Source organism: Allocoprococcus similis, from assembly GCF_054660775.1.
In genome coordinates this window covers 13,147-28,138 of sequence record NZ_BAAHSG010000002.1, presented here as the reverse complement: position 1 = coordinate 28,138, position 14,992 = coordinate 13,147, and the positions used below count along the sequence as shown (strand labels likewise).

Annotated in this window: 13 protein-coding genes; all 13 read left to right on the top strand. The window is 44.8% G+C overall.

The features are described 5' to 3' along the window. Positions 1-111: 111 nt before the first annotated feature. The 13 genes from ACYQ5K_RS00960 to ACYQ5K_RS00900 all read left to right on the top strand — a co-directional run bounded on the left by ACYQ5K_RS00960 (position 112) and on the right by ACYQ5K_RS00900 (position 14,952). Positions 112-243 (top strand): vanadium nitrogenase, encoded by a 132-nt coding sequence (locus tag ACYQ5K_RS00960; RefSeq protein WP_195231449.1) that lies wholly within the window; start codon positions 112-114, stop codon positions 241-243. A 118-nt stretch (positions 244-361) separates the two neighbouring features. Next, entirely contained in the window at positions 362-3,001 is a 2,640-nt protein-coding gene (gene alaS / locus ACYQ5K_RS00955) for an alanine--tRNA ligase (RefSeq protein WP_173688449.1), read from the top strand. Positions 3,002-3,159: 158 nt separating this feature from the next. Beyond that, the gene (gene rpsU / locus ACYQ5K_RS00950; protein WP_004054229.1) at positions 3,160-3,336 is read left to right on the top strand and encodes a 30S ribosomal protein S21; all 177 of its coding nucleotides are present in this window, start codon (positions 3,160-3,162) and stop codon (positions 3,334-3,336) included. Positions 3,337-3,400: 64 nt separating this feature from the next. Then, entirely contained in the window at positions 3,401-4,015 is a 615-nt protein-coding gene (locus ACYQ5K_RS00945) for a putative ABC transporter permease (RefSeq protein ID WP_173688448.1), read from the top strand. Positions 4,016-4,235: 220 nt separating this feature from the next. Then, positions 4,236-5,477, top strand: a complete 1,242-nt coding sequence (locus ACYQ5K_RS00940) for an aspartate aminotransferase family protein (protein ID WP_173688447.1) — start codon at positions 4,236-4,238, stop codon at positions 5,475-5,477. Positions 5,478-5,575: 98 nt separating this feature from the next. Continuing rightward, positions 5,576-5,860 carry a hypothetical protein gene (locus ACYQ5K_RS00935; protein WP_022219906.1) on the top strand — a complete coding sequence of 95 codons (285 nt, stop codon included), beginning with the start codon at positions 5,576-5,578 and terminating at the stop codon, positions 5,858-5,860. Between the two features lie 70 nt (positions 5,861-5,930). Beyond that, positions 5,931-7,187 (top strand): D-alanyl-D-alanine carboxypeptidase family protein, encoded by a 1,257-nt coding sequence (locus ACYQ5K_RS00930; protein ID WP_173688504.1) that lies wholly within the window; start codon positions 5,931-5,933, stop codon positions 7,185-7,187. A gap of 15 nt (positions 7,188-7,202) precedes the next feature. After that, positions 7,203-8,096, top strand: coding sequence for a metallophosphoesterase (locus ACYQ5K_RS00925; RefSeq protein ID WP_173688446.1), 894 nt, complete (start codon positions 7,203-7,205; stop codon positions 8,094-8,096). A gap of 32 nt (positions 8,097-8,128) precedes the next feature. Next, positions 8,129-8,896, top strand: coding sequence for a segregation and condensation protein A (locus tag ACYQ5K_RS00920; protein ID WP_459777175.1), 768 nt, complete (start codon positions 8,129-8,131; stop codon positions 8,894-8,896). A 6-nt stretch (positions 8,897-8,902) separates the two neighbouring features. After that, positions 8,903-9,472 carry an SMC-Scp complex subunit ScpB gene (gene scpB / locus ACYQ5K_RS00915; protein WP_173688444.1) on the top strand — a complete coding sequence of 190 codons (570 nt, stop codon included), beginning with the start codon at positions 8,903-8,905 and terminating at the stop codon, positions 9,470-9,472. Between the two features lie 76 nt (positions 9,473-9,548). Continuing rightward, the gene (locus ACYQ5K_RS00910) at positions 9,549-10,949 is read left to right on the top strand and encodes a D-alanyl-D-alanine carboxypeptidase family protein (protein ID WP_459777174.1); all 1,401 of its coding nucleotides are present in this window, start codon (positions 9,549-9,551) and stop codon (positions 10,947-10,949) included. Positions 10,950-11,188: 239 nt separating this feature from the next. Continuing rightward, positions 11,189-13,177 carry a 2-isopropylmalate synthase gene (locus ACYQ5K_RS00905; protein WP_195231451.1) on the top strand — a complete coding sequence of 663 codons (1,989 nt, stop codon included), beginning with the start codon at positions 11,189-11,191 and terminating at the stop codon, positions 13,175-13,177. A 287-nt stretch (positions 13,178-13,464) separates the two neighbouring features. Next, entirely contained in the window at positions 13,465-14,952 is a 1,488-nt protein-coding gene (locus tag ACYQ5K_RS00900) for a peptide MFS transporter (RefSeq protein ID WP_178025850.1), read from the top strand. The last annotated feature ends 40 nt before the right edge of the window (positions 14,953-14,992 follow it).

The window sequence follows — 14,992 nt, the reverse complement described above, 5'->3', positions numbered from 1 at the left end:
ACCGAAAATGTATGTGAAAATGCTAAAAAAGTTTGGAAAAACTTTTTGTATATGCTATAATGTGCATAAATCAAGGAGAAAAGAAAATGATAGCATGGGAGGCATGACAAGATGGCATTTTTTTCAACACTGATCTCTACGGTATTGAAGATGCTCTTTATCGGAGCGTTTGCAGTCGGAGGGGTTTTTGCAGGCAAGAAGCTTCGCGAAAGAAAAGACGCAAAGAATTCAGAGACTAAGTAGAATGGAAAAAAGAAGGAATCGCAGAAAATGCGGTTCCTTTTTAAATTCCATTATATTGACAAGCCATCAAAATCTCTTTATAATTAGAATTTAGCTGATAGAAGCGAGGAGGATAAAGATGAAAGCTTACGGAGTTAACGAACTTAGACGCATGTTTCTTGACTTTTTCGAGAGCAAAGGTCATTTAAAAATGAAAAGCTTTTCGCTGGTGCCGCACAATGATAACAGCCTTCTGCTGATCAACTCAGGAATGGCACCGCTGAAACCATATTTTACAGGACAGGAGATCCCACCGAGACGCCGTGTGACAACCTGTCAGAAATGTATCCGTACAGGAGATATCGAGAACGTAGGAAAGACTGCACGTCACGGTACTTTCTTTGAGATGCTTGGTAACTTCTCATTCGGAGATTACTTTAAGACAGAAGCGATCCACTGGTCATGGGAATTCCTGACAGAAGTGGTTGGACTGGATCCGGATCGTCTGTACCCGTCTGTATATGAAGATGATGATGAAGCATGGAAGATCTGGAATGAAGAGATTGGTATTGCACCGGAGAGAATTTTCCGGTTCGGAAAAGAAGACAACTTCTGGGAGCATGGATCAGGTCCGTGCGGTCCGTGTTCAGAGATTTACTATGACCGTGGAGAAAAATACGGATGCGGTAAACCGGGATGTACAGTAGGCTGCGAATGTGACCGTTATATGGAGATCTGGAACAACGTATTTTCACAGTTCGACAATGATGGACATGGAAACTACAGCGAATTGAAGCAGAAGAATATTGATACCGGTATGGGACTTGAGAGACTTGCATGTATCGTGCAGGATGTAGACTCTATGTTCGATATTGATACTTTAAAAGCACTGCGTGACCAGGTATGTGAGATCGCAGGAGTATCTTATGGAGATAATGAAAGCACAGACGTATCTCTGCGTGTAATCACAGACCATGTGCGTTCTGTATCCTTCATGATCTCTGATGGTATTATGCCGTCTAATGAAGGAAGAGGATATGTTCTTCGCCGTCTTCTCCGCCGTGCATGCCGTCACGGAAGACTGCTGAACATTGCACCGGGATTCCTTACAGATCTTGCTGCAACTGTGATCGAAGGCTCTAAAGACGGATATCCGGAGCTGGAAGAAAAGAAAGACTTTATCATGAATGTCATCCGCAAGGAAGAAGAGCAGTTTGAGAAGACCATCGACCAGGGACTTGTCATCCTGAACGAGATGAAAGAAAAGATGGCAGAAGAAGGAACAAAGACTCTGTCCGGAGAAGATGCGTTCAAATTATATGATACCTATGGATTCCCGATCGATCTTACCAAAGAGATCCTGGAAGAAGAAGGCATGGATATCGATGAAGAGGGATTTAAAGCTGCAATGGAAGTTCAGCGTCAGACTGCAAGAAAAGCGCGTAAGGCAACGAACTACATGGGAGCAGATGCAACCGTATACGAATCCATCGATCCGTCTGTAACTTCCAAATTTGTCGGATACGATCATCTGGAATATGAATCGAAGATTACGGTACTTACCACAGAAAATGAGATCGTAGACGCTCTTTCTGACGGTGAGAGAGGAACCATCTTTGTAGATGAGACTCCGTTCTACGCAACAAGCGGTGGACAGGAAGCCGATCACGGTGTGATCAGATGCGGTGACGGTGAATTCGTTGTAGAAGACGTGAAGAAGATGCTTGGTGGCAAGATCGGTCATATCGGTCATATGACAAAGGGTATGATGAAGGCTGGAGATCAGGTGACTCTGACTGTTGATCCGCAGAGACGTGCGCTTTGTGCAAGAAACCACAGTGCGACACATCTGCTTCAGAAAGCACTCCGTACCGTACTTGGTACACATGTAGAACAGTCCGGATCTTATGTAGACGACAAGAGACTTCGTTTCGACTTCTCTCATTTCTCTGCAATGACACCGGAAGAACTGCAGAAAGTAGAAGATATGGTAAATGAAAGCATTTCCAGATCTCTGCAGGTTGTCATTAAGAACATGCCGATCGAAGAAGCAAGAAGGACCGGAGCACAGGCTCTATTCGGTGAGAAATACGGCGACATCGTCCGTGTTGTAAATATGGGAGATTACTCTATTGAGTTCTGTGGTGGTACACACGTTGCCAATACAAGCGAGATCGGAGCATTCAAGATCCTGTCTGAAAGTGGTGTGGCAGCAGGGGTACGCCGTATCGAAGCACTTACATCCAAAGGACTGATGGATTATTATGGAGAACTGGAACAGTTGCTTCATGAAGCAGCCAGGCTCCTGAAAGCAACTCCGGATACTGTATCTGAGAAGATTGCACATCTTCAGACTGAGAACAAAGAACTTCACAGTGAAGTAGAAAGCCTGAAGAGCAAGCTTGCAAAAGATGCCATGGGTGATGTGATGGATCAGGTAGAAGAAGTAGCCGGTGTAAAAGTGATTGCTGTCAGCGTAGAAGATATGGACATGAACGGACTGCGTGACCTTGGAGACCAGCTCAAGGAGAAGCTCGGAGAAGGCGTGGTCGTGATCGCATCCAGCGCGAACGGCAAGGTAAGCCTGATGGCTACAGCAACAGACGAAGCAATGAAGAAGGGTGCTCACGCAGGCAACCTGATCAAGGCAATCGCTTCCTGTGTAGGCGGTGGCGGCGGTGGACGTCCGAACATGGCACAGGCTGGCGGAAAGAACCCGGCCGGAATCCCGGATGCCCTTGCAAAAGTCAAAGAAGTACTGGCAGAACAGATAAAATAATGCCGGGAAATGACAGATTTATGCATATTTTTCCTATTTTTCAAAAAATTCTTGACTGAGAGGAAAAATATGATATAATCTAATGTAGTGCAATAAATATACCCGAACAGTCGTATGATGCACAATACCAGGCTGGAGGGGAGGTTAGGTGTGAGACTATGTCAAATGTAATCGTTAAAGAAAACGAAACGTTAGATAGTGCTTTACGCAGATTCAAAAGAAACTGTGCAAAAGCAGGAATTCAGCAGGAGATTCGCAAAAGAGAACATTACGAAAAACCAAGCGTTAGACGTAAAAAGAAATCTGAAGCTGCTAGAAAACGTAAATATAACTAATATGTGCAGAACAATAATGGAGGGTTTATGATTCATAAACCCTCCATTTTTACAGGAAAATTTTATGTGGTGGAATAAGATAATATTTGGAATTGATGGATATGAGGTTGTGATGTGGTTCCTGACCTACAGCATGATGGGATGGCTGGTGGAATCCATCTATATGTCATTTTGTAATCATAAGATTACGAACAGGGGCTTTGCAAAAGGTCCGTTTTGCCCGATTTACGGGTTTGGTGCGCTTACGGTATTTTTTATATTGCGTCCGTACAGTGATAACAGTATGCTGCTGTTTTTCCTTGGATCTTTCCTTGCGACGACACTGGAATTTCTGACGGCACTTGTGATGAAGCGCATTTTCGGTGAGATCTGGTGGGATTACCATGAGAAGCCGTTTAACTACAGAGGGATCATCTGTCTGGAAAGTTCGATCGCCTGGGGATTCTATACGTTGTTCCTTTTTATGTTCCTGCAGAATATTGTTGCAGCGTTTGTTGCCATGATACCGGTTCGTGCAGGGCGTGCAATTGGCAATCTGATCCTGATCGGATACATTATGGATTTCTCTGCGACGATTTACCGCCAGAAGAAAGAAAATCTTCAGGAAAGCACGGATGAGGAGCAGATACAGCAGATTGAACAAGCAAAAGACAAAATGAAAGATAATTTTTTAGCATAATTGTTGTTGACAAAACCATAGACTGTGGTCTATACTGTGTCTTGTAAACGACAAGGACGTCATGTACAGTTAGTACATGGCGTCTTTTTGTTTGGCGGAAAATTCCGAAGAAACTTCCTGCTAAACAAAAGGCACATTCTTTTACACATTTTTATTCGAAGTCCGGAACGAATAGCATGAAGTAGTATATGATCAAAAGAAGGAAAGCGAGGAGATTCTTATGAAACTCAAAGACACAGGACTTACAGCAGAAGAATTAAAGGACATTGTAAAAAAATATATGGTAGAAACCTATGCGAGATATGATTTTATCGCAGAACGTGCAGAAGGTATGTATCTCTATGATGAAAAAGGGGTAGCTTACCTCGACTTTTATGGTGGAGTTGCCGTAAATACACCAGGTAACAGAAATCCGAAGGTTGTCGCAGCAGTAAAAGACCAGCTTGATGATATCATGCATACATTCAACTATCCATACACAATTCCACAGGCACTTCTCGCAAAGAAGATCTGTGACACGATCGGAATGGATAAGATTTTCTTCCAGAACTCAGGAACAGAAGCCAATGAATGTATGATCAAGATGGCAAGAAAATACGGCGTTGAAAAATACGGTCCGGAACATTACCATATCGTAACAGCAATCAATGGCTTCCACGGAAGAACATACGGAGCACTTTCCGCAACAGGACAGCCGGATAACGCATGTCAGCTTGGATTCAAACCGATGCTTCCGGGATTCTCCTACGCAGAATATAACAACCTTGAAGATTTCAAGGCAAAAGTAACAGATAACACGATCGCGATCATGATCGAGCCGGTACAGGGCGAAGGCGGTGTACATCCGGCAACACAGGAATTCATCGAAGGACTTCGTAAGCTTTGTGATGAAAGAGGCATGCTTCTCCTTCTCGATGAAGTACAGACCGGATGGGGACGTACAGGATCTCCAATGGCATTTATGGGATATGGCGTAAAACCTGACTGTGTAACGATGGCAAAGGCAATGGGAGGCGGAATGCCGATCGGTGCATGCTGCGCAAGCGAAGAAGTAGCTGCAGTATTTACATCAGGAACACATGGTTCTACATACGGTGGACATCCACTTGCATGTGCCGCATCTCTTGCTTCTATTTCTGAAATCCTCGACAGAGATTTAAGTGGAAATGCAAAAGTAATGGGCGAATACATGAAAGAAAAGCTTGCAGAGCTTCCACATGTAAAAGAAGCAAGAGGAAAAGGACTTCTGGTAGGATGCGAATACGATATTCCGATCGCTCTTGAAGTAAAATGGGCATGCTTCAGAAGAAGACTTCTGATCACAGCGATCGGCGACAGCGTAAACCGTATGATCCCGCCACTGATCCTTGCAAAAGAACACGTAGATCAGGCAATCGAGATCATGAGAGATGCGATCAACGAAGCTGCTGCAAAATATGAGGCAGATCAGAAGACTGCATAGTATAGACATTCCTCCGACTTATTGATATAATTGTATAAAAAATAGAGTACCGGCACAGAAATCCCCCAGTTTCTGTGCCGGTTTTTGAGGTGAAAAATATGTTAGAAAGAATGCAGCTTTTTCCGCTGAATTTTTATAAAAAAGCGAAATTTAACGGAAGCATGGGAAAAATGAACTATCGCCTGGCGAAAGAGGAAAAAAAGACCGATGAGGAAAATTCAGAAACAATTCTTGTAGGAAGTATCTGGGAAGGACCGTTTATTTATGATAAAATCCCACAGGAAAAGATCACAAAGAGAGAATTCCCATTTGCAGAAGAAGGAATCTGTCAGGCAATGGACTGGTTCAATGAGGAAGGAGAAAAAATGAACCGGGAAGTATAAAGAAAGGTTCTATTTTCCTGTCAGGAGGCTTATTTATATAGTATCGATGGATGGAAAAAGGAGTCTTATGATGCGCAAATTTCTGGCAGGTCTGCTTGGCATGCTTCTGTGCGTGCAGACCGTATATGGAATTCCGGTCCGGGCGGCAGATGTTTTCGAGCCGGGAGAAAGACCGAAAGCTATGCAGGATGTGATTCGGCAGGAGGATCCGGAGCAGACGAACGGAGATAATTCGGGCAATCTGACCGGTCTGGAACTATCTGCTGAGTCCGCAGTTATTATGGAAGCTTCCGGCGGGCAGGTTCTCTTTGAAAAAAATGCGGATGAGAAAAAGCCACCGGCGAGTGTGACGAAGGTTATGACACTGCTCCTGATCTTTGATGCGCTGGCAGATGGAACGATCACGCCGGATACCGAGGTCACAACTTCTGAGTACGCCGCATCGATGGGCGGATCCCAGGTATTTCTGGAAGCGGGCGAGAAGCAGACTGTGGATACGATGATCAAGTGTATTGCTGTGGCAAGTGCCAATGATGCCTGCGTGGCGATGGCAGAAAAGATTGCCGGGAGTGAACCGGCTTTTGTGGAAAAGATGAATCAGAGATCGGCAGGGCTTGGAATGACGAATACCCATTTTGTCAACTGTAATGGACTGGACACGGAAGGGCATCTGACGACAGCGAGAGACATTGCACTGATGTCACGGGAACTGATCACGAAGTATCCACAGATCGAGAACTACTCAACAATCTGGATGGAAAATATTACCCACACTACGGCAAAGGGCAGCAGTGAATTCGGACTGAGTAATACCAATAAACTAATCCGGCAGTACGAATACGCAACTGGACTGAAGACCGGATCCACAAGCGGTGCGAAGTTCTGCTTGTCTGCGACGGCAAGAAAAGACGGGATCGATATGATTGCGGTTGTGATGGCAGAGCCGGATTCCAAGACACGGGTAAAGGATGCCATTGCCATGTTAAACTATGGCTTTGGAAAATGCAGTATTTACCAGGATGAAAGGGCACTGGAAAAAATTGTGTATGCCGAAGTGAAACATGGAATGCAGGAGAAGGCAAAGGGAGAGACGCCGGAGGGCTTCCGGTATGTGGATACCAGTGGATCAGATCTGTCTGCCGTGGAAAAAGAGGTACGGATGCAGAAGCAGACTGCCCCGGTAAAGAAAGGCGACCAGATCGGAGAAGTCATTTACCGGCTGAATGAGAAAACCATCGGAAGCGTTCCGGTTTATGCGACGGAAGATGTTGCGGAGTTGACATTTGGTGGCGCATTCCTTAAAATACTGGAAGAAATGATGGTATAACGAAAGAGGGAAGAGATGAAGGCAACAGGGATTATCGTATTGATACTGGTGATTTTTGCAGCAGCAGTTCTTGCAGAAGTATGGCGGGAGCTGCACTGCTTCAAGATTACAAGGTACCAGATCAGGACCAGTAAAATAAAGAGAGATGCCGGAAAAGTACGGATTGTTTTCTTAAGTGATCTGCATAATCATATCTATGGAAAAGAGAATGAGGAGCTGCTTTCGGCGATCAGGGAAGCAAAGCCGGATCTGATCCTGGCAGGCGGCGATATGCTGGTCGGGAAAGCCGGAAGAGACTGGACACCGGCAGCGGATTTGATGAAAAAACTTCCACAGATCGCACCGGTCTGGTGCTGTAATGGCAATCATGAGCAGAGAATGCATGAGCAGCCGGAGATTTACGGCAAAGAATATGGATATTATGAGAACGAACTGAAAAAGGCAGGGATCCATGTCCTGGTGAATGGATCAGAAGAGATCCGGGTAAACGGGATGAAGCTTCGCTTATATGGAATGGAGCTTCCATTTGGATGCTATAAAAAAGGATGGAAGGTGTGCCCGCTTACGACTGGCGAAATCAAAGAGAGAGCCGGCAGTGCGGAGAAAGACGCATACTGCATTCTGATGGCACATCATCCGCTTTACGCAGAAACCTACTGGAAGTGGGGAGCAGACCTGGTGCTGTCCGGACATTTACATGGCGGGATTGCCAGACTTCCACTGCTTGGTGGTGTGATCAGTCCGCAGTTCCGTCTGTTTCCACGCTACAGCGGGGACTGTTATGAAAAAGACGGGAAATATATTGTGGTCAGCAAAGGGCTCGGAACCCACACGATCAATTTCCGCTTCTGGAATCCGGCAGAGTTAGTCGTGCTTGATATCATCCCGGCTTTCCTGTATAATAAATAAGGTTAGCGACAATTTGACTGGAAAGGATATCTATGGGAAAAGGAATACCGGTAAAGCTGCAGGTTTTTGAGGGACCTCTGGATCTGCTCTTACATTTGATCGATAAAAATAAAATAGACATCTACGATATTCCGATCGTAGAGATCACCAACCAGTATATGGAATATATCCAGGCGATGGACAGAGAAGACCTGAATGTCATGAGTGAGTTCCTGGTCATGGCGGCGACACTTCTGGACATCAAATGCAAGATGCTTCTTCCAAAGGAAATCAATGAAGAGGGAGAGGAAGAAGATCCGCGTCAGGAACTGGTAGAGCAGCTTTTGCAGTACAAGATGTACAAATACATGTCTTATGAACTGCGTGACCGTCAGGTGGACGGGGAAAAATTGTTCTACAAGGGAGCGACCATTCCGGATGAAGTAAAGGAATACGAGGAACCGGTAGATCTGGATACGCTTCTTGACGGGCTGACACTGACGAAGCTGAATGATATTTTTCAGGATATCCTGAAAAGACAGGCAGATAAGACGGATCCGATCCGAAGTAAGTTCGGTAAGATCGAGAAAGAAGAGGTTACGCTTCCGGAGAAACTGGAATATGTTTATGAGTATGCAAAGGTACATCATAGATTCAGTTTCCGGGATCTCCTGAAAAAGCAGGCATCCAGGGTGCAGATCATTGTCACCTTCCTGGCGGTGCTGGAGCTGATGAAGACAGGAGAGATACAGGTATATCAGGAACATACGTTTGATGATATCATCATTACATCGGACGAGGGACTGCGGCAAGGAGTATAGAAGAAAATGAGAACAAAACAGTTGGAGAGTATCATAGAGGCAATCCTGTTCACTATGGGAGATTCGGTCGAGGTGAGTAAGATCGCATCCGCGATCGAGCAGGACGTGCCGACGACGGAGAAACTTATCCATAATATGATGGACAAGTATCAGAAAGAGGAGCGTGGCATCCGGATCATTGAACTGGATCATGCATATCAGCTCTGTACCAAACCGGAGATGTATGAGTATCTGATCCGGATCGCAAAGCAGCCGAAAAAGTATGTCCTGACAGATGTCATGCTGGAGACACTTTCAATCATTGCTTACCGTCAGCCGATCACCAAGCTGGAGATTGAGAAGATCCGTGGGGTCAAATCGGATCATGCGGTAAACAAGCTGATCGAGTACAATCTGGTCTGCGAGCTTGGACGCCTTGATGCACCGGGACGTCCGCTGCTTTTTGGAACAACCGAAGAATTTCTGCGCAGATTCAGTGTGCAGTCCTTAGATGATCTCCCGGGCATTGAACCGGAGAAGCTGGAAACCTTCAAAGAAGAAGCGGAAGATGAAGCACAGATCCGGCTGAATATTTAAAATGGAATCCATAGTATAAACGTCCGTCCCTGTTCATAAAATGGAACAGAAAAGAACAGGAGGGAGACCGGGGCGCATGAAAAAGAAAGAAAAGAAGAAGAATGGAATACCGGCACGGAGCAGAAGAGGAATTCTGGCAGCGTGCATGGTATTCTTTTTTAGTTTGCAGATTTTTCAAGGAAAGATGCTATGGAGAGAATCCGCAGAAGAAAGTCGGGGTAAGGTTCTGTCTGGGAAAGTGCTTGCGGAAGAAAATGAACGGACACAGATAATGGAAACTACGCAGCAAAAGGAACAGGTCTCGAATGAGCAGGCTGCACAGGAAAAAGAAAACCGTGAACAGGAAAGGGAGCAGCTTCTTACCCGGCTCTATGCGCGCTCCGCTGCGCTGGTGGATGCGGACAGCGGCAGAGTTCTGCTCGGAAAAGAAGAGCATGTAATGCGCCCGATGGCAAGTACAACGAAGATCATGACCTGCATTCTTGCACTGGAAAAGGGAAATCCGAAGGACCTGGTGACAGCCTCTGCAAATGCGGTCGCACAGCCGAAGGTTCATCTGGGAATGCACGAAGGGGAGGCGTTTTATCTGGGGGATCTTCTATATTCCCTGATGCTGGAATCCCATAATGATTCTGCAGTGGCGATCGCGGAACACCTTGCAGGATCCGTTCCGCAATTTGCCAGGTGGATGAATGAAAAGGCAGAAGAGATTGGATGCACGGAGGCACATTTTGTTACGCCAAACGGACTGGATGGAGAGGACGCGGACGGTGTGCACAGCATTTCAGCCGCAGATCTGGCGAAAATCATGAGTTACTGTGTCCTGCATTCTCCCAAAGCCGCAGAATTTCTTGCGATCACGCAAACACCGGCATACAGCTTTTCTGATGCTGAAGGGAAGGGGAATTTTAGCTGCAATAACCACAATGCATTTCTTCAGATGATGGATGGGGCGATTTCCGGGAAAACAGGGTTTACCGGGGATGCCGGATACTGCTATGTGGGAGCTTTGCAGAGTGAGGGGCGTACATTCGTGGTGGCACTGCTTGCCTGTGGCTGGCCAAACAACAAGAATTATAAATGGGCAGATACCAGAAAACTGATGGAGTACGGAATGGCGCATTATCGTTATGCTGAAGTGTGGAAAATACCGGAGCTTTCGAAAATACCCGTGGAAAACGGTGTTTCCCAAAATGGTTTGTTTGGAAAAGCAGCAGTGGAATTGGAAATCAAAGGAAACGAAAGTCCGGGTAAGATTCTGGTAGGAGAAGATGACGTGGCAGAAGAAAAGACAGAAGTACCGGAAAAACTGGATGCGCCGGTGAAAAGCGGAACACCGGTCGGACAGATCACGTATCTCTTAAACGGGGAGAAATGGGGGAGCTGCCAGGCAGTTGTAAAAGAAACAGTCAGACGGAGAACATTTACCTGGATAGCCATGAAAATGTGTGAAATGTTTTACCAGTTTAATTTTTAAAACACGAGAAGAATAAAATAGATCAAGAAAATTGCTTAAATTCATCAATAGACTTTCACGATAAGATATGTTAGGATAAGTTAGACAACAAAATAAGACAAGAAAGTTGACGGATATTTGTGAAAAGTCAGGAATAAGGCGAATTGTGTGATTTTTATGAAAAATTCCTTGTTTTTTCATATGAACAGAAGAAAAAGCAGATGCCGCCCTTTCCCGTTAAATAAAAGGAGAGAAACAAAATGGAAAACTGTAAAAAATACGAGAGACAATATTTCATGCCTCCGAAATTTGAATATGACTGGGTGAAAAAAGATTATGTAGACGCACCGCCAATCTGGTGCAGCGTTGACCTGCGTGATGGAAACCAGGCACTGATCGAGCCGATGAGTCTGGATGAAAAGCTGGAATTCTTCCAGTTATTAGTCGATGTGGGATTCAAAGAGATCGAAGTCGGATTTCCGGCAGCATCTGAGACAGAATACCAGTTCATGCGTACCCTGATCGAGAAAGACATGATCCCGGATGACGTGACTGTCCAGGTACTGACACAGGCAAGAGAGCACATCATCAAACGTACCTTCGAAGCCGTACAGGGAGCACCACATGCTGTGATCCATGTGTACAACTCAACCTCTGTTGCACAGAGAGAACAGGTTTTCAAAAAAGATAAAGAACAGGTAAAACAGATCGCCATCGACGGAGCAAAACTGTTGAAACAGCTTGCTGATCAGACAGAAGGAAACTTTACTTTCGAGTACAGTCCGGAAAGCTTTTCAGGAACAGAGGTGGACTATGCAGTGGATGTCTGCAATGCAGTACTGGATGTATGGCAGCCGACAAAAGATAAAAAAGTCATCATCAACATTCCGACAACCGTAGAAAACGCAATGCCGCATGTATTTGCAGGGCAGGTAGAATATGTAGACAAGAACCTGAAATACCGTGACGGGGTTGTACTCAGCCTTCACCCGCACAATGACCGTGGATGTGGTGTGGCAACTGCTGAGATGGGTATTCTTGCAGGCGCAGACCGTATCGAAGGAACCTTATTTGGAAATGGAGAACGTACCGGTAATGTGGATATCGTGACACTGGCACTCAATATGTTCTCGCAGGGTGTAGATCCGGGACTGGATTTCACTGACATTCCTAAAATCCGTGAGATCTATGAACGTCTGACCAGAATGCATGTCTATGAAAGACAGCCATATGCAGGAGATCTGGTATTTACCGCATTCTCCGGTTCCCACCAGGATGCCATCGCAAAAGGTATGGCATGGCGTGAAGCAGAAGAAAGAGATCACTGGACCGTACCGTATCTGCCGATCGATCCGAAGGACATCGGAAGAACTTACGATAAAGATGTTATCCGTATCAACAGCCAGTCAGGAAAAGGCGGTGTAAGCTACATTCTGAAGCAGAACTTTGGAATCAGCGTTCCGAAAGAAATGCGTGAAGAAGTCGGCTACATGGTAAAAGATGTATCCGATAAAGCACACAAAGAGCTGACTCCGGACTGGGTATACCACATTTTTGAAGATCACTATGTAAATTACAAAGGAATCTTCTCTATCGATGAATGCCACTTCAAACAGGAAGATGGTATTATGGCAGATGCAACCATTTCCCATGCAAATGGAAAACGTGTGGTAACAGCAGGCGGTAACGGACGTCTTGACGCAGTCAGCAATGCGATCAAACAGTACTTTGGTATCAGCTATGAACTGAGCTTCTACGAAGAACATTCCCTGACACGTGGTTCTTCTTCCAAGGCATGTGCTTATGTAGGTGTCATCTGCAATGGAAAGACCTACTGGGGAGTCGGAATTGATGCCGATATCATCAAAGCTTCTATTGAAGCATTGACAGTTGCCGTCAACAAGATCGATGAACTGAAGAATGCGAATGAATGTAAAGATGAAAGAATGGTAGAGATCATGAACTATATCCAGGCAAATTATCTGGATGTATCTCTGGATGATCTTGCAGAGAAATTCTTCCTGTCCAAACCATACCTTTCCAAATATATCAAAGAAAAATCCGGAATGACTTTCGGGGATATTGTCAAAAAAGTCAGAATGAAAAAGGCACGTGCCCTGTTAAAGAGCAGCAGCATGACCGTTGAAAATATTGCACTGACCGTTGGATACCAGAATGTAGAGCATTTCAACAGACTTTTCAAGAAGGCGTACAATATCACACCGGTACAGTTCCGCAACCAGAAATAAATAATACATAAAAATGACGAAAAAAGGGCGCAAAAACGGGTAAAAAGACGTTTTTTGCGTTCTTTTTTTATCAATGTTTATAAATATGAACATAAATTCATATTTATAGGCAAAAATATTGACAAAGTAAACAAAAAAAGTAAGATACTTGTATGTTCATAATAAAAAACAAAGGTTAAAAATTATGAAAAAAGGAGGAGTGAAGACATCTGAGGATGGGGAAACAATTAACGATTGTTTTTTGTTGGATGAATAGAATACAAAAGGTTATTTTGGAGGGAAAAATAATGAACGAACATGATGAGGCGTTAAGAAAACAAACCGCCTTTTTAGGACAGCCAAAGGGTGTGGGAACCCTGAGCTTTATGCAGCTTTGTAACTCTTTCGCAAACTATGCGATGAGTGCGGTACTGATTTACTACTTATACGCAAATGCACCGGAAGGACTTGGATTCAGCAAGGCAAATGCAGCACAGCTGATCTCTTTATATTCAACAGTTGTCGTACTGACAGGTATTGTCGGAAGCTTTGTCTGCGACCGTATCTTAGGATGCCGGAAGTCTTTATTTATAGCAAGATCACTTTCGTTTATTGGATATGTATGCCTTGCATTACCACTTGGCGTTCCTGGTTATGGAATCGCTATGGGATGTCTGGCAATCGGACCGATGTTCGGTGGCAGATGTCTGGATGCTCTTCTTGGAAAATTCTATGATGAATCCGATGGAAGACGTGACAGCGCTTATACGATTTCTTATGTAATTTCCAACATTGGTGCAGCAGCTCCGGTACTTTCCGGCGCAATCGCAGCAGCACTCGGATACCATGTAGCATTCGCGGCATGTGCAGTCCTTGCATTCCTGGGTATCGTTGTATATGCAGTTACATACAAACCGTTCTTCGGTAATATCGGTATTGAACCGGATGATCCGCTTCCGGATGATAAGAAACGTTCTTTCATCACAAAGATGATCGTTGTACTTGTTATCTGCGCAGTTGTTCTTGCAACGCTTTTTGCAACAGGAACATTAAGTATTTCTGTATTCTCAAATGTAATCAGTACTGTATCGATCATTATCCCGATCGCATACCTGGTAGTTATTTACAGAAGTAAAAAGACAGAGCCACATGAGAAGAAAAAAATCCTCTGCCTGGTTCCACCGTTCATCTGTAACGCAGTTACCCTGCTGATCTGGACACAGACAATTTCAATCCTTGCAATCTTCTATGAAGAAAAGGTTAACCGTGTACTGTTCGGAATTGAAGTGCCTGCAGCATCTATGCAGACAATCCCTGCAGTATTTGCAGTTATCATCGGAAGTATCCTGACAGCAGTATGGACAAAACTCGGAAAGAAACAGCCATATGGAACCACAAAGATGGGTATCGGAACAATCTTCTGGGGAGTTGGAGCTTTAATCATTGCACTCCTCTATGTAATCTATCCTGGAGATGCAAAAGTCAGCGCATGGTGGATCGTATTATTCTACGCAATCCTGATGCTTGGTGAAGGATTTACCTGCCCGATCGGTTACTCGATCACGGCTGTTGCAGCACCGAAGGCATTCATGACACAGATGATGACAATCTGGTCAATGTCACAGTCTACAGGAGCTGCTCTTAACACGCTGCTCACAAACTTCTACAAAGAAGGAAGCGAAATTCCGTTCTTCGTAGCAATCGGTTTGGGTGTATGTGCAGTTGGTGCGGTTGTAGCAATCTTCAGTAAAAAACTTGCAGTCGGAATGGGACTGGACAAGAACGCAGAAGCATAAAAGATCAGAAAATAAGTTTATGTTTCAGGAGGATGAAAAA